The organism is Streptomyces nitrosporeus (assembly GCF_008704555.1).
GTDB lineage: Bacteria > Actinomycetota > Actinomycetes > Streptomycetales > Streptomycetaceae > Streptomyces > Streptomyces nitrosporeus.
Map to the genome: position 1 here is coordinate 2,146,147 of NZ_CP023702.1, position 20,115 is coordinate 2,166,261.

Genomic DNA, 20,115 nt, shown 5'->3' on the forward strand with positions numbered 1-20,115 from the left:
GGCGGCCGGACCGGTACAGATGATGACGGACCGGGACAGCACGGAGAACCACCGTGAAATCTAGGGAACCATCCACCGCCGTGCCATCGACACCTGTCACGCATCTGTGGCCATGGACTCATACAGATGTCTGAAGGGTGCGAGAATGGCGGGGTGAAGGGCGATTACCAGGAGCTGGTCGACGAGATCTCCGCACTGCTCGGAGCCCCGGCGACCCTGGAGGACCGGGATTTCGGCCTGGTCGCCTTCGGGGCCCACGACAGCGACGACGACACGGCCATGGACCCGGTGCGTACACGCTCGATCCTCACCCGGCGCTCCACCCCGGCCGTCCGGGCCTGGTTCGAGGCCTTCGGCATCACCCGGGCGACCGGACCGGTCCGCATCCCGGCGGCCCCGGAGGCCGGGGTGTTCCGGGACCGCCTCTGCCTGCCCGTACGCCATCGGGGTGTCGTCCTCGGATACGTCTGGCTGCTGGACGCGGAGCCGGGGCCCACCGGCGCGCAGCTGGCCGCGGCCATGGAGGTGGCGGCGCGGATCGGGGTGCTGCTCTTCGCCGAGACACGGGCGGGCGCGGATCTGTCCCGCGAGTTCGGCGCGGTGCTCACCACGGGGGCCGGCAGGCAGCGCGAGGCGGCGGTGGCCGCACTGGCCGAGGCGCTCGGCCCGGACGCCGACGGACTGCACACTGTGGTGTGCGTGACCCCGTGGCAGGACGAGACCCCGTCGGTGCGTACGGTGCCGTCGGCGGCGGCCCTGGCCACCGTCCCCGGGACGGGCGCCCCCTCCCTGGCGGCGCTGGTCCGGCTCCGCTCCCCCGACGCCCAGGACCCGGCCACGGCGGCGGCGGACCGGCTGCGCGCCACGGCGGGGCCGGACGCGGCCGCGGGGCTCTCCGACACCCGGCGCGGCCTGTCGGAACTGGCCCGTGCCTGGCACGAGGCCCGCTCGGCCGCCCGTGCCGCGCACGCGGAGTCCCGCTTCGGTCCGCTCGCCCGCTGGTCGGCCATCGGCCCCTACCGGCTGCTGACCGCCCTGCCCGAGGCCCCCGGCACACCGCCGGACCCCACCGCGCGGACGCTGCTGTCCGGCTCGAACACGGAACTGGCCCGCACCGCCGAGGTGTTCCTCGACTGTGCGGGCCAGGCGGGCCGGACGGCGGCGCGGCTGGGCGTCCACCGTCAGACGCTGTACTACCGGCTCAACCGGATCGAGCAGCTCACCGGCCTCGACCTCGACGACGGCGAGGACCGGCTGCTGCTGCACATGACCCTGAAGGCGGCCCGGCTGTAGGGACGGCGCCGGGCGCGCCCGCGGGAGCGCGCGGGTCAGTCCGTGAGGTTGACCGAGCGGGCCGAGGCCGCGCCGATCTCCTCGGCGATCTCGTTCAGCACCGGCTGCGGGATGGTGTCGTCGACGGTCAGGACGACCAGCGCCTCACCGCCCGCGTCCTGGCGGGAGACCTGCATGCCGGCGATGTTCAGACCGGCCTCGCCGAGGATCTTGCCGACCGTGCCGACGACGCCGGGGCGGTCCTCGTAGCGCAGGACGACCATGTGGTCGGCGAGCGCGAGGTCCACGTCGTACTCGCCGATGCCGACGATCTTCTGGAGGTGCTTGGGGCCTGCCAGCGTGCCGGAGACCGCGACCTCCTCGCCGTTCGACAGGGTGCCGCGGACGGTCACCACGTTGCGGTGCTCGGCCGACTCGGAGCTGGTGGTCAGACGGACCTCGACACCGCGCTCCTGGGCGAAGAGCGGGGCGTTGACGTAGGACACGGTCTCGTCCACGACGTCCTCGAAGACGCCCTTGAGCGCGGAGAGTTCGAGCACCTTCACGTCGTGCTGGGTGATCTCGCCGTAGACCTCGACGTCGAGGCGGGCCGCGACCTCGCCGGCCAGCGCCGTGAAGATCCGGCCCAGCTTCTCGGCGAGCGGCAGTCCGGGACGGACGTCCTCGGCGATCACGCCACCCTGGACGTTGACCGCGTCCGGGACGAGTTCACCGGCGAGCGCGAGGCGCACGGACTTGGCGACGGCGATACCGGCCTTCTCCTGGGCCTCGTCGGTGGAGGCGCCCAGGTGCGGGGTGCAGACGACCTGGTCGAACTCGAACAGCGGGGAGTCCGTGCAGGGCTCCTTGGCGTAGACGTCGAGGCCGGCGCCCGCGACGCGGCCCTCCTTGAGCGCGGAGGCCAGGGCCGTCTCGTCGACGATGCCGCCGCGTGCGGCATTGACGATGCGCACCGAGGGCTTCACCTTGTGCAGCGCCTCGTCGCCGATCAGACCGATCGTCTCGGGGGTCTTGGGGAGGTGCACCGTGATGAAGTCGGAGACCTCGAGCAGTTCGTCCAGCGTCAGCAGCTTGACGCCCATCTGCGCGGCGCGCGCGGGCTGCACGAAGGGGTCGTACGCGACGATCTTCATGCCGAAGGCGGACATGCGCTGGGCGACCAGCACGCCGATGCGGCCGAGGCCGACGACGCCCAGGGTCTTCTCGCTGAGCTCGACGCCCGTGTACTTCGAACGCTTCCACTCGCCGTTCTTCAGGGCGGTGTTGGCCTGCGGGATGTGCCGCGCGGTGGCCACCAGCAGGCCGCAGGCCAGCTCGGCGGCGGTGACGATGTTGGACGTCGGGGCGTTGACGACCATCACACCGGCCTTGGTGGCGGCGGAGACGTCGACGTTGTCCAGGCCGACACCGGCGCGGGCCACGACCTTCAGCCGCTTGGCCGCGGCGATGGCCTCGGCGTCCACCTTGGTGGCGGAGCGCACCAGGATCGCGTCGACGTCGGCGATGGCCGGGAGGAGTTCGGCGCGGTCGGCGCCGTTGCAGTGCCGGATCTCGAAATCCGGGCCCAGGGCGTCGACCGTGGCGGGCGACAGCTCTTCGGCGATGAGTACGACAGGTTTCGAGCTCACGTGTGTCCTCACAAGTCCAGTGCGGACGGCCGTCCCGACGGCCGCAGGCGGTGGAGGGGCTAGCCGCGTGGAAGACGCACGACACTGTGGGCCCTGACGCGTGTATGTGTTGAGCAGTGTAGCCATGCGGCCGGGTCAGGTCGGTGCCCCGGGGCGAGGATCACCCGCACGGGGTGAGCGGTATGTACAGGCGTACGGCGCCGGTCCCCCGCCCCGTCCCTCCCGCAGTGACACGGGCGGGCGGCCGCCCGGGGGCGGACCCGTGCGGGCCCGCCCCCGGTGGGGGATCAGGCGTCCTCGTTGTCCACCCAGCTCATGAGCTTGCGCAGCTCCTTGCCGGTGGTCTCCAGCAGGTGGTCGCTGTCGGCCTTCTTGTACTCGTTGTACTTGGGCAGGCCGTTGTGGTACTCGGCCATCCAGTTCTTGGCGAAGGTGCCGTCCTGGATCTCGGCGAGGACCTTCTTCATCTCGGCCTTGGTGGCGTCCGTGATGATGCGCGGGCCGGTGATGTAGTCGCCCCACTCGGCGGTCTCGGAGATGGACCAGCGCATCTTCTCCAGGCCGCCCTCGTACATGAGGTCCACGATGAGCTTCAGCTCGTGCAGGCACTCGAAGTAGGCGATCTCCGGCTGGTAACCGGCCTCGGTCAGCGTCTCGAAGCCGGCCTTGACCAGGGCGGCGGTGCCACCGCAGAGGACGGCCTGCTCGCCGAAGAGGTCGGTCTCGGTCTCCTCGGTGAAGGTCGTCTTGATGACGCCGGCGCGGGTGCCGCCGATGCCCTTCGCGTAGCTGAGGGCGAGCTCCAGGCCCTTGCCCGTGGCGTCCTGCTCGACCGCCACGATGCACGGGACGCCGCGGCCCTCCTCGTACTGGCGGCGGACCAGGTGGCCCGGGCCCTTCGGGGCGACCATGCAGACGTCCACGTCGGCCGGCGGCTTGATGAAGTCGAAGCGGATGTTCAGGCCGTGGCCGAAGAACAGCGCGTCGCCGGCCTTGAGGTTGTCCTTGACCGACTCCTCGTAGACCTGGGCCTGGATCGGGTCCGGGACGAGGATCATGATGACGTCGGCCTCGGCTGCGGCCTCGGACGGGGTCACCACGCGCAGGCCCTGCTCCTCGGCCTTCGCCTTGGACTTGGAGCCCTCGTGCAGACCGACACGGACGTCGACACCCGAGTCACGCAGCGACAGCGCGTGGGCGTGCCCCTGGCTGCCGTAACCGATGACCGCGACCTTGCGGCCCTGGATGATGGACAGGTCGGCATCGTCGTCGTAGAACAGCTCGGCCACTGGGTTCTCTCCTTGGTGTGCGGTGTTGCGTCCCACCGTACGGCGGGGTGCGTCTGGTTCGTGCGCGGGTCTCGCCATGCGAGCGGCGGGGGACCCGTCAGGTTTTCCCGGTCACGCCGTCCGGTCGAGGGCGCGCAGGGACCGGTCGGTGATCGAGCGCGCGCCGCGCCCTATGGCGATGGTGCCGGACTGGACGAGCTCCTTGATGCCGAAGGGTTCGAGCATCTTGAGCATGGCCTCCAGCTTGTCGGCGCCCCCGGTCGCCTCGATCGTGACGGCCTCCGGGGAGACGTCCACGGTCTTGGCGCGGAACAGCTGGACGATCTCGACGATCTGGGAGCGGGTCTCGTTGTCCGCGCGGACCTTCACCAGGACGAGCTCCCGCTGGATCGCGGCGGACGGCTCGAGTTCGACGATCTTCAGGACGTTGACCAGCTTGTTGAGCTGCTTGGTCACCTGCTCCAGGGGCAGGCCCTCGACATTCACGACGATGGTGATGCGGGAGATGTCGGGGTGTTCGGTGGTGCCGACGGCGAGGGAGTCGATGTTGAATCCGCGCCGGGAGAACAGGGCCGTGATCCGGGCGAGGACACCCGGCTTGTTCTCGACCAGGACGGAGAGCGTGTGCTTGGTGGACATGGAGTCGGTCTCTCTCTGTCTCTCAGTCGTCTTCGTTGTCGCCGAAGTCGGGGCGGACACCGCGGGCCGCCATGACCTCGTCGTTGGAGGTGCCGGCGGCGACCATCGGCCAGACCATGGCGTCCTCGTGGACGATGAAGTCGATGACGACGGGGCGGTCGTTGACCGAGTTGGCCTCGGCGATGACCTTGTCCAGGTCGGCCGGGTCCTCGCAGCGGATGGCGTAGCAGCCCATGGCCTCGGACAGCTTGACGAAGTCCGGGACCCGGGTGCCCTTGGCGGGGGTGCCGTCCGCGTCCGCGCCGGAGTGCAGCACGGTGTTGGAGTAGCGCTGGTTGTAGAAGAGGGTCTGCCACTGGCGGACCATCCCGAGCGCGCCGTTGTTGATGACGGCGACCTTGATCGGGATGTTGTTCAGGGCGCAGGTGGTGAGTTCCTGGTTGGTCATCTGGAAGCAGCCGTCGCCGTCGACCGCCCAGACCGTGCGGTCGGGCATGCCGGCCTTGGCGCCCATCGCGGCCGGGACCGCGTAGCCCATCGTCCCGGCGCCGCCGGAGTTCAGCCAGGTGGCGGGCTGCTCGAACTGGATGAAGTGCGAGGCCCACATCTGGTGCTGGCCGACGCCCGCCGTGAAGATCGTCCCTTCGGGGGCGAGCCGGCCGATGCGCTCGATGACCTGCTGCGGGGAGAGGCTGCCGTCCTCGGGCAGGTCGTAACCGAGCGGGTAGGTCTCGCGCCAGCGGTTGAGGTCCTTCCACCAGGCGGTGTAGTCCCCGGTGTGGCCCTCGGTGTGCTCGGCCTGGACGGCCTGGACGAGGTCGGCGATGACTTCGCGGGCGTCACCGACGATCGGGACGTCCGCGGCGCGGTTCTTGCCGATCTCGGCCGGGTCGATGTCGGCGTGGACGATCTTGGCGTACGGGGCGAAGCTGTCCAGCTTGCCGGTGACCCGGTCGTCGAACCTGGCCCCGAGCGCGACGATCAGGTCGGCCTTCTGCAGCGCGGTGACGGCGGTGACCGAGCCGTGCATGCCGGGCATTCCCACGTGCAGCGGGTGGCTGTCGGGGAAGGAGCCGAGCGCCATCAGCGTGGTGGTGACGGGCGCTCCGGTGAGCTCCGCCAGGACCTTCAGCTCGGCGGTGGCGCCGGCCTTGAGGACGCCGCCTCCGACGTACAGCACCGGGCGCTGGGCCTGGGTGATGAGCTTGGCGGCCTCGCGGATCTGCTTGGCGTGCGGCTTGGTGACCGGGCGGTAGCCGGGCAGGTCCATCACCGGGGGCCAGCTGAAGGTGGTCTTCGCCTGGAGCGCGTCCTTGGCGATGTCCACGAGGACCGGTCCGGGGCGGCCGGTGGAGGCGATGTGGAAGGCCTCCGCGATGGTGTGCGGGATGTCCTCGGCGCGGGTGACCAGGAAGTTGTGCTTGGTGATCGGCATGGTGATGCCGCAGATGTCGGCTTCCTGGAAGGCGTCCGTGCCGATGGCGGAGGAGGCCACCTGGCCGGTGATCGCGACCATCGGGACGGAGTCCATCGCCGCGTCGGCGATCGGGGTCACCAGGTTGGTGGCGCCGGGCCCCGAGGTGACCATGCAGACCCCGACCCTGCCGGTGGCCTGCGCGTAACCGGTGGCCGCGTGGCCGGCTCCCTGCTCGTGGCGGACCAGGATGTGACGGACCCGGGTGGAGTCCATCAGCGGGTCGTACGCCGGCAGGATGCAGCCGCCCGGGAGGCCGAATACGGTGTCGGCCCCGACTTCCTCGAGAGAACGGATGAGGGACTGCGCGCCCGTGAGGTACTCGACGGAGGCGGAGGACTGTCCGCCGTTACGGGCCCGCGGCTGCGGGTGCTGGGCCCCGGTGGCCTGCTCGGTCATCGGCATTCTCTTCTCGAAGCTGGGGTTTATGCGGGGTGTTTGCGGTGTTTTGAGTGGTACCGGTGCAACAAAAAACCCCTCGTGCCGTGAGGCAAGCGAGGGGAGCGCGCCGGTGCGGTCCGCAGGATGTCCATGAGTGGTCCTGCTTCAGCCGACGCGCTTTCCAAGTACGAGAATTCGGGTGCGCATGGCAATGACCCTCTCTCCGGGGCGCCCCGGGTGTCAAGTGGGTGGGACGGGAGTCTCATCATGTGAACGGCTCTGGAGCGGGATCCAGCCGGTCGCCGGCACGGGCCGGGCGAGCTGTCCGGCGCCGGACAGGGGGAACCTACCCCGGTCCAGGACCCTCCGCAGCCGGTATTCGTCGACCGGTCCCGAGAAGGCCGCGCCCTGCCCGTGCGTGCACCCCATGGCACGCAGGGCCCGTACCTGGTCCGCCCCGTCGACCCCGTCGGCCACGGACTGCATGCCCAGGTCGCAGGCGATGCGCAGCAGCCCGCCCGTGATCTTGTGCAGCCGCGCGGACTCCACGACCCCCTCCACCAGATCGCGGTCCAGTCTGAGTACGTCGACGGGCAGCCGGCGCAGGGCGTTGACCGCCGCGTATCCGTTGCCGAAGCCGTCGAGTGCGATGCGCACGCCGAGCCTCCGCAGGGCGACCAGCCGTCTCTCCAGGTCGTCCAGGCCGGCCAGCCGCTCGTTGACGGCCACTTCGAGCACCAGGGCGCCCGAGGGCAGCCCGTGCCGGGTGAGCAGCGCCTCGACCGAACCGAAGGGCAGGGTGCGGTCCAGGAGCCGGCTCGCCGACACCCGCACGGCGACCGGGACCGGGTGGCCCGCCCTGGCCCGGTCCGCGGCCCGTTCGACGGCTTCCTCCAGCAGCCAGCCGCCGAGTTCGGCGGCCCGGCCGCTGTCCCCGGACACCCGGAGGAACTCGGCGGGGGTGAACAGGAGGCCCTGGGCGGACCGCCAGCGGGCCTGGGCGGTGACGGCCGCGACCGTGCCGGTGGCCAGATGGACGACGGGCTGGTGCAGCAGGGCGAACTCGCCCTCGCGCAGGGCGGTGCGCAGCCGCGCCGCCAGCTCGGTGCGGCGGACGACCTCGGCCTGCATCTGGGGGGCGTACAGCTCGACCCGGTCCTTGCCGCCCGCCTTGGCGCGGTACATCGCCAGGTCGGCGTTGCGCATGAGGTCCTTGGGGGTGATGCCGGGCTCGGCGAAGGCGACCCCGATGGAGGCGGCGACCCGCACCTCTCCGTCGCCGATGCGGTAGGGCTGGGACAGGGTGAGGCGCAGCCGCTCGGCGATCTCGTGGACCTGGTACTCCCTGGCGTCCTGGTCGCGGGTGCCGTCGCCGGTGATGAGCGCGGCGAACTCGTCGCCGCCCAGGCGCGCGGCGGTGTCCCCGGCGCGTACGGATTCCTGGAGGCGGCGGGCGGCCTGGACGAGGAGTTCGTCGCCCGCCTGGTGGCCGAGGCGGTCGTTGACCGCCTTGAAGCCGTCGAGGTCGATGAAGAGCACGGCGTTGCCCGGGTCCCCGGAGCGCCGGCCGCCCAGCGCCTGGCTGACCCGGGCGGTGAACAGGGCACGGTTGGGCAGGCCGGTGAGCGGGTCGTGCTCGGCGTTGTGGCGCAGCTGCTCCTGCAGCCGGACGCGTTCGGACACGTCCCGGCTGTTGAGGAGCAGGCCGCCTTGGTGGCGGTTGACGGTGGACTCGACGTGCAGCCAGTCGCCGGTGCCGGACCGGAAGCGGCACTCGATCCGGGTGGTGGGCTCCTCACCGGCCGGGACGGCGAGGAATCTGCGCACCTCGTGGAGGACCGGGCCCAGGTCCTCGGGGTGGACGATCGAGGCGAGTTCCGTGCCGACGAGGTCCTCGGCGTCGCGGTCGTAGACGCCGGCGGCGGCCGGGCTGACGTATCTCAGCACTCCGGTGGTGTCGGCGATCATGATGACGTCGCTGGATCCCTGGACCAGGGAGCGGAAGTGGTTCTCCTTCTGGGCGAGTTCCTGGGTGAGCCCGATGTTGTCCAGGAGCATGATCGCCTGCCGGACGACCAGGGCGAGCACGACGGCGCACCCCGTGACGACCACGACACGGTCGGGGCGGCGGCCCTCCACCACGCTGTACAGGATGCCCAGGGTGCAGACGGCCGCGGCCAGGTACGGGGCGAGGGCGGCCAGGGAGCCCGCGATCGGGCGGCTGGCGCCCCACGGTCCCCGGCCCGCCCTGGCGGGGGGCCGCTGTCCCCGGCTCGCCCCCCAGGGGGCGTACGCGAGGATCAGCGAGCCCGCGAACCAGCCCGCGTCCAGCAACTGCCCGGAGTGGTAGGACGAACGCAGCAGCGGCGAGGTGAACAGCGCGTCGCAGACCACGGTCAGGGCGAGTCCGGCGATGGCGGTGTTGACCGCCGAGCGGTTCACGCCGGCCCTGCGGAAGTGCAGGGCCAGCACCATGGAGACCAGCACGATGTCCAGCAGCGGGTAGGCCAGGGCGAGCGCGGCCCTGGCGACGCTGGGCCCGCCCCCGTTGGCCAGATGGGTGGTCTGGGCGAGCGCGAGGCTCCAGGAGAGTGTCAGCAACGAGCCGCCGATGAGCCAGGAGTCGAGCGCCAGGCAGACCCAGCCGGCTCTGTTCACGGGTCTCTTGGCGAGCACGAGCAGTCCGACGATGGCGGGCGGCGCGAAGCAGAGGAAGAAGAGGTCGGCCAGGGAGGGCGAGGGGACGTCGCGGTCGAGCACCACCTCGTACCACCCCCAGACCGCGTTGCCGCCGGCCGCCATCGCGGAGGAGAGCGAGAACAGCAGCCAGGCCGGCCGTAAACGGCTGTCGCTCCTGCGGGAGTAGACGAAGCAGGAGACCGCGGCGAGGGACGCCGCGAAGCTGAGGCCGAAGTCGCCCATGAACAGCGCGAGTCCGGCCGACCCCCAGCCCAGGGCCGCGCCCACCGCGTATCCGGCGCAGACCCCGGCGAGGAGGAGCTGGGAGGGCAGGCCCGACGCGCGGCCGGCCACCGGCCGGCAGAGCAGGGCCGCGAGGCCGCTCACCGGATGACTCCCGGACCCCGGGCCGTCCCCCGGGCCGGCAGGGGCGCCTCCGGCGCCGTCGACCGCCTCCGCCGCCCGTACCGCAGCGTCGGATCACCTCTCCACTGGCCGTGCATCGCCCGTCGCCCCCTCGCGTTCAGCTTCTGCCCGGCGCCGTCCCTTCCACGGCAGCCCCTTGTGGACGATACACCAGAACGGTCACACAGGGCCATAATCTCTCTACGCTCCGTCACCACGCACGGTGCCGGCCGCTCCGGAGCGCGTACGGGCTGTTCCGGGGCGTGTTCAGCCGGTGGTGCGGACGAGGTTGCCGACCGCTTCCCCCGCCGCGAACCGGGTCAGCTGTCCCGACACCAGGCGCTTGGCCCGTGGGAGGAAGGCCGAGGTGCTGCCCCCCACATGAGGGGTGATCAGGACATGGGGAGCGTGCCAGAGCGGGTGGCCCGGGGGCAGGGGTTCCGGGTCGGTGACGTCCAGGGCGGCGCGCAGCCGTCCGGATCCGAGTTCGGCCAGCAGGGCGGCGGTGTCGACGACCGGGCCGCGTGCGACGTTGACGAGCAGGGCGCCGTCCCGCATCGCGGCCAGGAACTCCGCGTCCACCAGCCCTTGTGTGGAGGGTGTCAGCGGGGTGCACAGGATGACGACGTCGGCCTCGGGCAGCAGCGCGGGCAGCTCGCCGAGCGGGTGCACGGGGCCGCGCGCGGTTGTACGGGCGGAGCGCGCGACGCGCACGACCCGCGCGCACTCGAAGGGTTCGAGCCGGTCCTCCACGGCGGCACCGATCGATCCGTAACCGACGATCAGCACGGACTTGTCCGCGAGCGCCGGGTAGAAGCCGGAGCGCCACTCCTCCTCGTCCTGGCCGCGCACGAAGCCGGGAAAGCCGCGCAGCGAGGCGAGGACGAGGGCGAGGGCGAGTTCCGCGGTCGACGCCTCGTGGACCCCCTTGGCGTTGCACAGGCGCACCCCGCCGGGGAGCAGGGGGAGGCCGGGTTCGACGTGGTCGATGCCCGCGGAGAGGGTCTGCACGACCCGGACGGAGCTCATCAGGCCGAGGGGCCGGGTCGCGATCTCGGCGCCCTTCATGTACGGGACCACGTAGAACACGCAGTCGGCGGGGTCGGCGGGGTAGTCCTGCCCGCCGTCCCAGAAGCGGTAGTCGAGGCCCTCGGGGAGTCCCTCGATCTCGTCGGCTCGGAAAGGCATCCACACATCGCCGCCGGTGGCCGGCGACGGGCTCGGAATCGGTGTCGAAGTCATGGTCAGGAGGCTATGCGAAGGGCGGGAGACGGCAGAGGTTACTTTTGGGGTGCGGTACGGGCCGCCGGCGGCGGGACCGGGGTCGTGCGGACACGGCCGGGGAAGGGTACGGGGAGTTGGAGCGCAGGACTATCGGTGCGGCGGGGCTGGCCGTGGGCGCCGTCGGGCTGGGATGCATGCCGATGAGCTGGGCCTACAGCACGTCGCAGCAGCGGGGCGACCGTTCGCTGCGTACGGTGCACGCCGCCCTGGACGCGGGCGTCCGGCTGTTCGACACGGCCGACATGTACGGGCCGTTCACCAACGAGCTGCTGGTCGGGCGGGCCCTGAAGGGGCGCCGTTCCGAGGCATTCCTCTCCACGAAGTGCGGTCTGCTGGTGGGCGATCAGCACATCGTGGCCAACGGCCGCCCGGGGTACGTGCGCCGGGCCTGTGACGCCTCGCTGCGGCGGCTGCAGACCGATGTGATCGATCTCTACCAGCTCCACCGGGCCGATCCGGAGGTGCCGGTGGAGGAGACCTGGGGCGCGATGGCGGACCTGGTGACCGCGGGCAAGGTGCGGGCGCTCGGGCTGTGCGCGGTCGGGGCGCGGGCCGGGCGCCGGCCCGGTTCGCGTACGCACGACGGAACGATCCGGCAGCTGGAGCGGGTGCAGCAGGTGTTCCCGGTGAGCGCGGTGCAGGCCGAACTGTCGGTGTGGTCGCCCGACGCGCTGGACGACCTGGTGCCGTGGTGTGCGGCGCGGGGCGTGGGGGTGCTGGCGGCGATGCCGCTGGGCAGCGGTTATCTGACGGGGACGCTGAAGCCCGGCCAGGGTTTCGAACCGGACGACCCGCGGGCCAGGCACCCGCGTTTCACCGCGGAGATGATGGCGGCGAACCAGCCGGTGGTCGTGGCTCTGCGCCGGGTCGCGGAGCGGCACGGTGCCACACCGGCGCAGGCGGCGCTGGCCTGGGTGCTCGCGCAGGGCCCCCATCTGGTGCCGGTGCCGGGGGCCAAGCAGGAGCGGTGGGCGGTGGAGAACGCGGCCGCCGCCCGGCTGTCGCTCACGGAACGGGACCTGGCGGAGCTGGCGGGCGTGCCCCGGGCCCGCGGGTCGTGGGACTGCTGACCGGACCGGAAGGCGCCGCGGCCCGTTCCGGCGGAACCGAGGCGCTGCGGCCCGTTCCGGCGGAACCGAGGCACCGCGGCCCGTTCCGGCGGAACCTCTGAGAAGCTGTTGTCGCCCGCCGTCGAAAGGATCGGTCCTGTGCGAACGCCCGTGGTACGAACTCCCCTCGTACGCAAGGGAGGCATGGCGCACAGGGGGGTGGTGGCCGTACTCGCGTCGGCCTCCCTGCTGCTGTCCGCCGCCTGTGCGTCCGAGGAGGGCGAGCCGCCCCGCGCGAGCGGTTCCCCCTCCCCCGCGGCGAGTTCCCCACCGCCCGCCTCTCCGTCGCCGGAGCCGACGGCCGATCTGCCGCCCGCCGAGGGTTCGGTGGACGTGGTGTCCACGCTGGCGGAGGGCCTTCCCTCCCCGTGGGGCCTGGCGGTCCTGCCCGGGGGCGACCTGCTGGTGGCCTCGCGCGACGAGGCGACCGTCACCCGGATCGACGGGAAGAGCGGGAAGAAGACGCACGTGGGTTCCGTGCCGGGCGTCGCCCCGTCCGGCGAGGGCGGCCTGCTGGGGCTCGCCGTCGCCCCGACCTTCGGCGCGGACCATCTGGTGTACGCCTACTTCACCACCGAGTCGGACAACCGCATCGCCCGCATGCAGTACGACGAGTCGAAGCCGGCCGGTCAGCAGCTGGGCGCCCCGGACACGATCCTGCGGGGCATCCCGAAGGGATCGGTCCACAACGGCGGGCGGATCGCCTTCGGCCCCGACCGCATGCTGTACGCGGGCACCGGGGAGACCGGTGACACGGGGCTCGCGCAGGACCGGGAGTCCCTGGCGGGCAAGATCCTGCGGATGACACCGGACGGCGAGCCGGTGCACGGCAACCCCGAGGCGGACTCGGTGGTGTACTCGTGGGGCCACCGCAATGTGCAGGGTCTGGCCTGGGACGAGCAGAAGCGGCTCTGGGCCTCGGAGTTCGGCCAGGACACCTGGGACGAACTGAATCTGGTCGAGCCCGGCAAGAACTACGGCTGGCCGGAGGCCGAGGGCGAGCAGGGCGAGCGGGGGTACATCGACCCGGTCGCCCAGTGGAAGACCTCCGAGGCGTCCCCGAGCGGCATCGCGTACGCCGGGGGCTCGGTCTGGATGGCGGGCCTGCGGGGTGAACGGCTGTGGCGGGTCCCGCTGTCGGGCGAGCCGGACGAGGAGCCCCTGGCCGCACCCCAGGCGTTCCTGGAGGGGGAGTACGGCCGGCTGCGGACCGTCGTGGCCGCGGGCGGCGACAGGCTGTGGCTGGTGACGAGCGCGACGGACGGGCGGGGGAACCCGGAGCCGGAGGACGACAGGATCCTGCTCCTGAAGGTGACGTAGCACCGCACCGGACGGACCACGCCGCCGGACGGACCCCGGAGCCGTACGGCCCCGTGGACTCATCCCCGGGCGTACAGCCGGAGGCGGTGGGCCAGTGCGGCGGCCTCGCCCCGGCTGGATACGCCCAGCTTGGCCAGGATGTGGGAGACGTGCACGCTGGCGGTCTTCGGCGCGATGTAGAGCTCCTCGGCGATCCGGCGGTTGGTGTATCCCTCCGCGACCAGCCGGTGCACCTCCTGTTCGCGGGCGGTCAGGCCGAAGGACCCGGTCGCGTCCACCCCGGCCGTGTCCTCCTCGTCCGCCGTGGGTGCCCCGGCAGGGCCGGTGGCCAGCGTGATCCGTGCCCGGCCGGCCAGCAGTTCGATGCTCTCCGTCAGAGGCCGGGCGCCGAGCCGCAGTGCCGTGCGGTGGGCCTCGCGCAGGAGGTCCGCCGCGGCGCGCCGGTCCCCGGGGGCGGTGAGGAGGCACTCCGCCCACCGGTGGCGGATCCGGGCCAGTTCGTAGGGCCGCTCCAGCGGGCCGAACGCCCCGGCGGCGCGCGCCCAGTGCTCCGGGGTGTCCGTGCCTTCCGCCCGGGCCAGTTCCGCCTCGGTCAGCACTCCGTAGGCGGCCCAGACGGGGACGAGCGCGGGGAGCCGCTTGAGGTGCCGGCGGATCCGCTCCAGCACGGCCGGCCGGCCGGGTGCGGCGGCGGGCAGGCCCCGCGCGTCGGCCTCGATCTCGGCGGCGGCGTGCAGCAGGGGCAGGGCGTAGCGCTGGGTGCCCGGCGGGAAGCCCTCCTCGGAGCGGGCCTCGAAGGCGGCCCGTGCCTCGGCGATCCTCCCCCGCCGGGCGGCCAGGACCATGGCGTGCTGGACGGGGGTGATCATGAGCTGGGGCTGCGGGTCGTGGGAGTCGACCATGCGCCTGTTCAGGGCCAGCTGCTTCCCGGCCTCGGCGAAGTCGCCCCGGGCCAGGGCCAGATCCGTACGGCGGGAGGCCACGAGTCCGTGGGACTTGTTGGACCGTGAGAGCGGGGCGGCGGCGTCGAGGGCGGCCTCGCTCTCGTCCCAGCGGCCCAGTGAGAAGTAGGACTGGGCCTGGTTGGCCCGGACCCATGCCTCGGAGTCCGGCACCCCGTGGTCGTGGCAGAGCCCGATGCCGTGGTCGGCGGCGGCCACCGCTTGGGCCGAGCGGCCGGCGGACTCCAGCGACGAGGCCAGGTTGACGGCGGCGCGGCTCATCACACCGACCGTGTGGAGCTCCTCGGCGCGGTCGCGTACCCCGTACATCTCCGCGAGGCCCTCCTCGACGGCTCCCGCGTCGATGGTGAGCCAGCCCCGGGTGAGCCGGGCGTGCAGTTCGATGGGCTCGTCCCCGACGAGACGCGCGTACTCCACGGCGCGGTCGGCGGCGACGAGGCTGTCCGGTCCGGGCAGGTGCAGCGCGCCCCAGCTGGCCACGTTCGCGAGGACGTCGGCGTGCACGGCGGAGGGTTCCAGACCGCGCACCAGTGCCCGGGCGGTGTCGAGTTCGCGGCGGCCGTCGCTCCGGGAGAGGTTCTGCACGAGCCGGGAGCGCTGGAGCCAGAACCAGGCGGCGCGCAGCGGGTCCTCCCGCTCGTCGACGACCCGCAGGGCCTTCTTCGCGATGGCCAGGGCCCGTTCGCGGTCGCCGCTGATCCGCGCGGCGACGGTCGCCTCGGCCATCAGGTCGAAGTGGCTCAGCGACGTGCTGCCCGGCGGACAGCCGCAGCCCGGGTAGGTCTCGGCGTGGTCGAAGGGGCGCAGGGTGGCCCGCACCTCCTCCGACACGTCGTCCCAGAGCTCCATCGCCCTTTCCAGCAGCCGTAGTTGCTCGGAGTAGGCGTAGCGGCGCCGGGCTTCGACGGCGGCTTCGAGTACGGCGGGCAGCGCCTTGGCGGGGTCGTGGGCGGCGTACCAGTAGCTGGCGAGGCGGGCGGCGCGTTCGTCGGCCCGGACGAGGCCGGGGTCCGCCTCCAGGCTTTCGGCGTACCGGCGGTTGAGGCGGGTGCGTTCGCCGGGCAGCAGGTCGTCGCTGACGGCCTCGCGGACCAGGGAGTGCCGGAAGCGGTAGCCGTCCGGGCCGGGGGCGGGCAGCAGGATGTTGGCTCCGACGGCGGCCCGGAGCGCCTGGTCGAGGTCGTCGTCGGGCAGCCGGGCGACGGCGGCGAGGAGCGGGTGCTCGACGGTGGAGCCGCCCTCGGCGACGATGCGCACGATCCGCTGGGACTCCTCGGGCAGGGTCTCGACGCGTACGAGCAGGAGGTCGCGCAGCGAGCCGGGGAGCCGGGAGTCGTCTCCGCAGCATTCCAGGGAGCGGGCGAGCTCCTCGACGAAGAAGGCGTTGCCGTCGGAGCGGTCGAATATCTGGTCGACCAGTTCCGCCTCGGGGGTCACGGCGAGTATCCCGGCCAGCTGGCGGGCGACCTCGGCGCGGCTGAACCGGCCGAGGCCGATCCGTCCGACCGTGCGGAGCCGGTCCAGCTCGGCCAGGAGCGGGCGCAGCGGGTGGCGGCGGTGGATGTCGTCGGCGCGGTAGGTGCCGATCATGACGAGGTGTCCGGTGCGCAGGGTGCGGAAGAGGTAGGCCAGCAGGTTGCGGGTGGAGGTGTCGGCCCAGTGGAGGTCCTCCAGGACGAGGACGACGGTGCGGCCGGCGCAGACGCGTTCCAGGAGCCGGGCGGTGAGTTCGAAGAGGCGAGCCGTGCCGTGCTCGTCGTCCGCCGTCCGCCCGGTCTCGCCGAGTTCGGGCAGCAGCCGGGCCAGTTCGCCCTCCTGGCCGGCGAGCGCCCGGTCCAGTTCTTCGGGCAGGGCGCGGCGCAGGGCGCGCAGTGCGGTGGCGAAGGGGGCGTACGGCAGGCCGTCGGCGCCGATCTCCACGCAGCCCCCGACGGCTACGACGGCCTCGCGGCGGCGTGCGACCGCGAGGAACTCCTCGACCAGCCGGGTCTTTCCGACGCCCGCCTCACCGCCGATGAGCAGCGCCTGCGGCTCGCCCGCCGAGGCGCGGCCCAGCGTCTCGGTGAGCGAGGCGAGTTCGCCGGTACGGCCGACGAAGACGGGGCTGACGGTGTTGGTCTCCACGGCGCCGAGCATCGCATACGGGTACGACATCGCGGTGCGGGCGGCCGTCCGCGGGGCCCCCTCCGGTGGGGGGTGCCCTTCGGGGCCCGGTTCCCCGGCCGGTACGGCGCCGTCCGCGCCCGGCGCCGCGGTGTCCGGCACGGGCATCCCTACGCGGCGCGCGCGAAGGAGCCGGGGTCCTGGTTCACCCGCCCTCCGGAGCCGTCCTCTCCGGTGGCGCCGGAGGTGGCACGGGCGGCCCGGCGGGCGCGTACGGCGGTGCGTGCGGTGCGTTCCCGGTCGGCGCGGAGGATCAGCTCGGTGGCGTTCAGCCGGTGCAGTTCGTAGTGGTACACGGTGTTCTCCCCGTCGGGCGGGCCCGCCGGGTCCCCTGTCGGGCCCCGGCCGGGCCACGGCTCGTCGCCGTGGTCCCCACTCTCGTCCGCGCGGGGGTGCCGCCGCATCGGGCGTGTGCCGCATCCCGGGGCGCCGGGGGCCTTGTCCCGCCGGGCCGGGTGCCTCAGGCCGGGCGGCCGGGTGCCCGGTGTCCGCGCCGGGCCGGCCACTCGGAGGCCAGTACGGCCCAGATCTCCTCGTCGTGCCGTACCCCGTGGTGGAGGTAGGCCTGGCGCAGGACGCCTTCGCGGGTCATGCCGAGCCGTTCGGCGACGGCGGTGGAGCGGGTGTTGGCCGCGGAGGCGAGCCACTCCACGCGGTGCATGCCGCGTACGTCGAAGGCCCAGTCGATCAGCTTCCGCGAGGCCCGGTCGACCAGGCCCCGGCCCTGGCCGGCCGGTTCCAGCCAGCAGCCGATCTCGCAGGTGCCGGACGCCTGGTCGAAGATCCGGAACATGACCCCGCCGACCAGGGTCCCGTCGAGCCGGATGCCGTATATCCGGCCGGTGTCGGCCGCCTGCTTGTCGGCGTACCGCTGGAGCAGGGCCCGGGCGGAGCCGAGGTCCGGTACGGCTGCCGCGAGCGGGACCCAGGGGTCGACGAGGCCGCGGGCCCGGTCCATGTGGGCCAGGAACTCCTCCGCCTGCCAGGGTTCCAGCGGGCAGAGGCACGCCCCGTCGTCCCCGAGGGATGTCGCGAACACGGCAGCTTCTCCTTGGTGTCGGTGCCACCGGGGATGCCGGTGGTGTCAGCGGACACGCTGCGCGACGCGCGGTTCCCCGTCGGTGCGGTCCCCGGGAATCCTCGCACGCGGTACCACGGCGTCGGGCGGCTCGATGCTGATGCGCGGGAGCAGCCGGTCCAGTCCGCGCGGCAGCCACCAGTTCGCCCCGCCCAGCAGGTGCATCAGGGCGGGCACCAGCAGGGTGCGCAGTACGAAGGCGTCCAGGGCGACGGCCGCGGCGAGCGCGATGCCGAACATCGCGATGACCCGGTCGCCGCTGAGCACGAAGGCGAGGAAGACGGAGATCATGATGACCGCCGCGGAGTTGATCACGCGTCCGGTCTCGGCGAGGCCCACCCGGACGGCCCGCCGGTTGTCGCCGGTCTCCCGCCACTCCTCGTACATCCGGCCGACGAGGAAGACCTGGTAGTCCATCGACAGGCCGAAGAGGACGGAGACCATGATGACCGGCAGGAAGGGTTCGACCGGGCCCGCGCTGCCGAGGCCCAGCAGTTCGCTGCCCCAGCCCCACTGGAAGACCGCGACGACGACGCCGAAGGAGGCGGCGACGGCGGCCACGTTCATCAGGGCGGCCTTGAGGGGGATGGCGAAGGAGCGGAAGGCGAGCAGCAGGAGCAGGCAGCCCAGGGCGATGACGACGCCGACGAAGAGGGGCACCTTGCCGACGACGACGTCGGCGAAGTCGTCGTAACCGGCGGTCACCCCGCCGACCCGGAGTTCGAGCGAGGTGCCGTCCCGTACCGGCGGCAGCACCTCTTCCCGCAGCCGGTCGACGAGTTCGCTGGTCTCCAGGTCCTGCGGCGCGGAGTCGGGCACCACCGTGACGAACGCGGTGTCGCCGCTGTTGTTGTACGTCACCGGGCCTGCCTGCGCGACGCCTTCGGTGGTGCGCAGTGCGGCGGGCAGGGAGTCCAGCGCGAGCCGGTCGTCGGCGCCGTCGAGCCGGGCGGCGACGGTCAGGGGCCCGTTGACGCCGGGGCCGAAGCCGTCGGCGAGCAGGTCGTACGCCTGCCGGGTGGTGGAGGAGGCGGGGTTGTTGCCCTGGTCGGAGGTGCCCAGGTGCAGGCCGAGGGCGGGCAGGGCGAGGACGGCCATCACGGCCGCGGCGACGGCGCCGAGCAGTCTGGGGTGCCGTTCGACGAAGGCCGACCAGCGTGCCGCGAAGCCGGTGGCCGTTTCGGGCCGGGGGCCGTGTTCCGCGAGCCTTCGCCTCTCGCGCCGGCCGAGCGCCCGCATGCCGATGAAGGAGAGCAGGGCGGGCAGCAGGGTCACGGCCGCCGCGACGGTCAGGAGCACGGTGACCGAGGCGGCGATCGCGACGCCGTCGAGGAAGCCGAGCCGCAGGACCAGCATGCCCAGCAGGGCGACGCAGACGGTGGCCCCGGCGAACACGACGGCGCGTCCGGTGGTGGCGACGGCGTTCCGCGCGGCGTCGTGGACGGACAGTCCGCGGCGGAGCCCCTGCCGGTGCCGGGTGACGACGAACAGCGCGTAGTCGATGCCGACGCCCAGGCCGACGAGCATGCCGAGCATCGGGGCGAAGTCGGCGACGGTCATCACATGGCCGAGCAGCACGATCCCGGCGTAGGCGGTGCCGACGGAGACGAGGGCGGTGGCGATGGGCAGCAGGCTGGCGGCGAGGGACCCGAAGGCGAGGAAGAGCACGACCGCGGCGACGGCCACGCCGATGGCCTCGCTGAGGTGGAGGGCGGGTGCCTCGGTGAGGGCGACGGCGGTGCCGCCGAGTTCGACCCGGAGCCCGTCCGTCTGCGCCGCCTTCGCGGTGTCCACGAGCGCCTGTGCCTGGTCCCGGGTGATGTCCTCGACGCGCTGGTCGAAGGTGACGGTGGCGTAGGCGGTGCGGCCGTCCGCGCTGACCAGTCCGGTGTCCGCGTCCCCGTACGGGCCGGTGACGGCGCCCACTCCGGGCAGTTCCCTGATCTCCTCCAGGGTCCGGGTCATGGTCCGTTCGACGTCCGTGGCGTACACGGAGGAACCGGTGGTGTGCCAGACGACGGTGTCGGTGTCGCCGCCGAGGCGGGTGAACCCTTCCTGGAGGATCTCCCCCGCCCGGCCCGCCTCGGTGCCCGGTACGTCGTAGTCGTCGGTGTAGGCGGAGCCCGCGAAGCCGGCCGCGGCCGCGGTGCCTCCGAGGGCGAACAGCCAGATGAGGACGGTGGCGAGGCGGTGCGCGAGGCACCAGCGTGCGATGGCTGCCAACGGACGTGCTCCCTGCGGGTTCGTGGACCCCGACGGGAGACAAGGGGAATGTCCCGTAAAAGTCGCATGACCTGAGAAGTATTACCTTCTCAGCAGATGGTGATCGTTTGCCCCTTTCGTGGTGATGGTCACAGAGATGGGCGGACCGCTTCCCCCACGGGTCCCCCGGCCGGCCCGGCCCGCCGCGG

13 protein-coding genes are annotated in these 20,115 nt (G+C 72.6%); 3 read left to right on the plus strand and 10 right to left on the minus strand.

Features of this window, described 5'->3' with window-relative positions; genetic code table 11:
- Positions 1-153 precede the first annotated feature (153 nt).
- A complete protein-coding gene (locus tag CP967_RS09270) occupies positions 154-1,293 on the plus strand; it encodes a PucR family transcriptional regulator (protein ID WP_150487509.1) in 1,140 nt (379 codons plus the stop codon).
- 35 nt (positions 1,294-1,328) lie between these two features.
- Here CP967_RS09270 and serA read toward each other — a convergent pair whose 3' ends face one another.
- From serA to CP967_RS09300, 6 genes are all read right to left on the minus strand, one after another.
- The gene (serA, locus tag CP967_RS09275) at positions 1,329-2,921 is read right to left on the minus strand and encodes a phosphoglycerate dehydrogenase (protein WP_150487510.1); all 1,593 of its coding nucleotides are present in this window, start codon (positions 2,919-2,921) and stop codon (positions 1,329-1,331) included.
- A gap of 287 nt (positions 2,922-3,208) precedes the next feature.
- Positions 3,209-4,210: a ketol-acid reductoisomerase gene (ilvC, locus tag CP967_RS09280; RefSeq protein ID WP_150487511.1), complete on the minus strand. Its 1,002-nt coding sequence runs from the start codon at positions 4,208-4,210 to the stop codon at positions 3,209-3,211.
- A gap of 111 nt (positions 4,211-4,321) precedes the next feature.
- On the minus strand, positions 4,322-4,849 hold the full coding sequence (gene ilvN / locus CP967_RS09285) for an acetolactate synthase small subunit (protein ID WP_150487512.1): 528 nt from the start codon (positions 4,847-4,849) through the stop codon (positions 4,322-4,324).
- Positions 4,850-4,871: 22 nt separating this feature from the next.
- The gene (locus CP967_RS09290; RefSeq protein ID WP_150487513.1) at positions 4,872-6,728 is read right to left on the minus strand and encodes an acetolactate synthase large subunit; all 1,857 of its coding nucleotides are present in this window, start codon (positions 6,726-6,728) and stop codon (positions 4,872-4,874) included.
- A gap of 216 nt (positions 6,729-6,944) precedes the next feature.
- A complete protein-coding gene (locus CP967_RS09295) occupies positions 6,945-9,770 on the minus strand; it encodes a putative bifunctional diguanylate cyclase/phosphodiesterase (protein WP_150487514.1) in 2,826 nt (941 codons plus the stop codon).
- Positions 9,771-10,055: 285 nt separating this feature from the next.
- Positions 10,056-11,030, minus strand: a complete 975-nt coding sequence (locus CP967_RS09300) for a 2-hydroxyacid dehydrogenase (protein ID WP_150487515.1) — start codon at positions 11,028-11,030, stop codon at positions 10,056-10,058.
- Between the two features lie 152 nt (positions 11,031-11,182).
- On the opposite strand from CP967_RS09300, the gene CP967_RS09305 reads away from it, so the two are divergent.
- Together CP967_RS09305 and CP967_RS09310 are read left to right on the plus strand one after the other, a co-directional pair.
- Positions 11,183-12,142 carry an aldo/keto reductase gene (locus CP967_RS09305; RefSeq protein ID WP_190174997.1) on the plus strand — a complete coding sequence of 320 codons (960 nt, stop codon included), beginning with the start codon at positions 11,183-11,185 and terminating at the stop codon, positions 12,140-12,142.
- A gap of 183 nt (positions 12,143-12,325) precedes the next feature.
- A complete protein-coding gene (locus CP967_RS09310) occupies positions 12,326-13,501 on the plus strand; it encodes a PQQ-dependent sugar dehydrogenase (protein ID WP_150487517.1) in 1,176 nt (391 codons plus the stop codon).
- 59 nt (positions 13,502-13,560) lie between these two features.
- Here the strand turns inward: CP967_RS09310 and CP967_RS09315 are convergent, their stop codons facing one another.
- The 4 genes from CP967_RS09315 to CP967_RS09330 all read right to left on the minus strand — a co-directional run bounded on the left by CP967_RS09315 (position 13,561) and on the right by CP967_RS09330 (position 19,927).
- Entirely contained in the window at positions 13,561-16,599 is a 3,039-nt protein-coding gene (locus CP967_RS09315) for a helix-turn-helix transcriptional regulator (protein ID WP_150491764.1), read from the minus strand.
- 137 nt (positions 16,600-16,736) lie between these two features.
- The gene (locus CP967_RS09320; protein WP_150487518.1) at positions 16,737-16,922 is read right to left on the minus strand and encodes a hypothetical protein; all 186 of its coding nucleotides are present in this window, start codon (positions 16,920-16,922) and stop codon (positions 16,737-16,739) included.
- A gap of 164 nt (positions 16,923-17,086) precedes the next feature.
- Entirely contained in the window at positions 17,087-17,665 is a 579-nt protein-coding gene (locus CP967_RS09325) for a GNAT family N-acetyltransferase (RefSeq protein ID WP_150487519.1), read from the minus strand.
- 45 nt (positions 17,666-17,710) lie between these two features.
- Complete coding sequence (locus CP967_RS09330; protein ID WP_150487520.1) at positions 17,711-19,927, minus strand: MMPL family transporter; 2,217 nt, start codon at positions 19,925-19,927, stop codon at positions 17,711-17,713.
- Positions 19,928-20,115: the final 188 nt, after the last annotated feature.

Excerpts from the sequence above, each read along its gene's own strand:
- CP967_RS09290 (WP_150487513.1), bottom strand. The coding sequence starts at position 6,728 with ATGCCGATGACCGAGCAGGCCACCGGGGCCCAGCACCCGCAGCCGCGG.
- CP967_RS09300 (WP_150487515.1), bottom strand. The coding sequence starts at position 11,030 with ATGACTTCGACACCGATTCCGAGCCCGTCGCCGGCCACCGGCGGCGAT.
- CP967_RS09310 (WP_150487517.1), top strand. The coding sequence starts at position 12,326 with ATGGCGCACAGGGGGGTGGTGGCCGTACTCGCGTCGGCCTCCCTGCTG.
- CP967_RS09315 (WP_150491764.1), bottom strand. The coding sequence starts at position 16,599 with ATGCTCGGCGCCGTGGAGACCAACACCGTCAGCCCCGTCTTCGTCGGC.
- ilvN (WP_150487512.1), bottom strand. The coding sequence starts at position 4,849 with ATGTCCACCAAGCACACGCTCTCCGTCCTGGTCGAGAACAAGCCGGGT.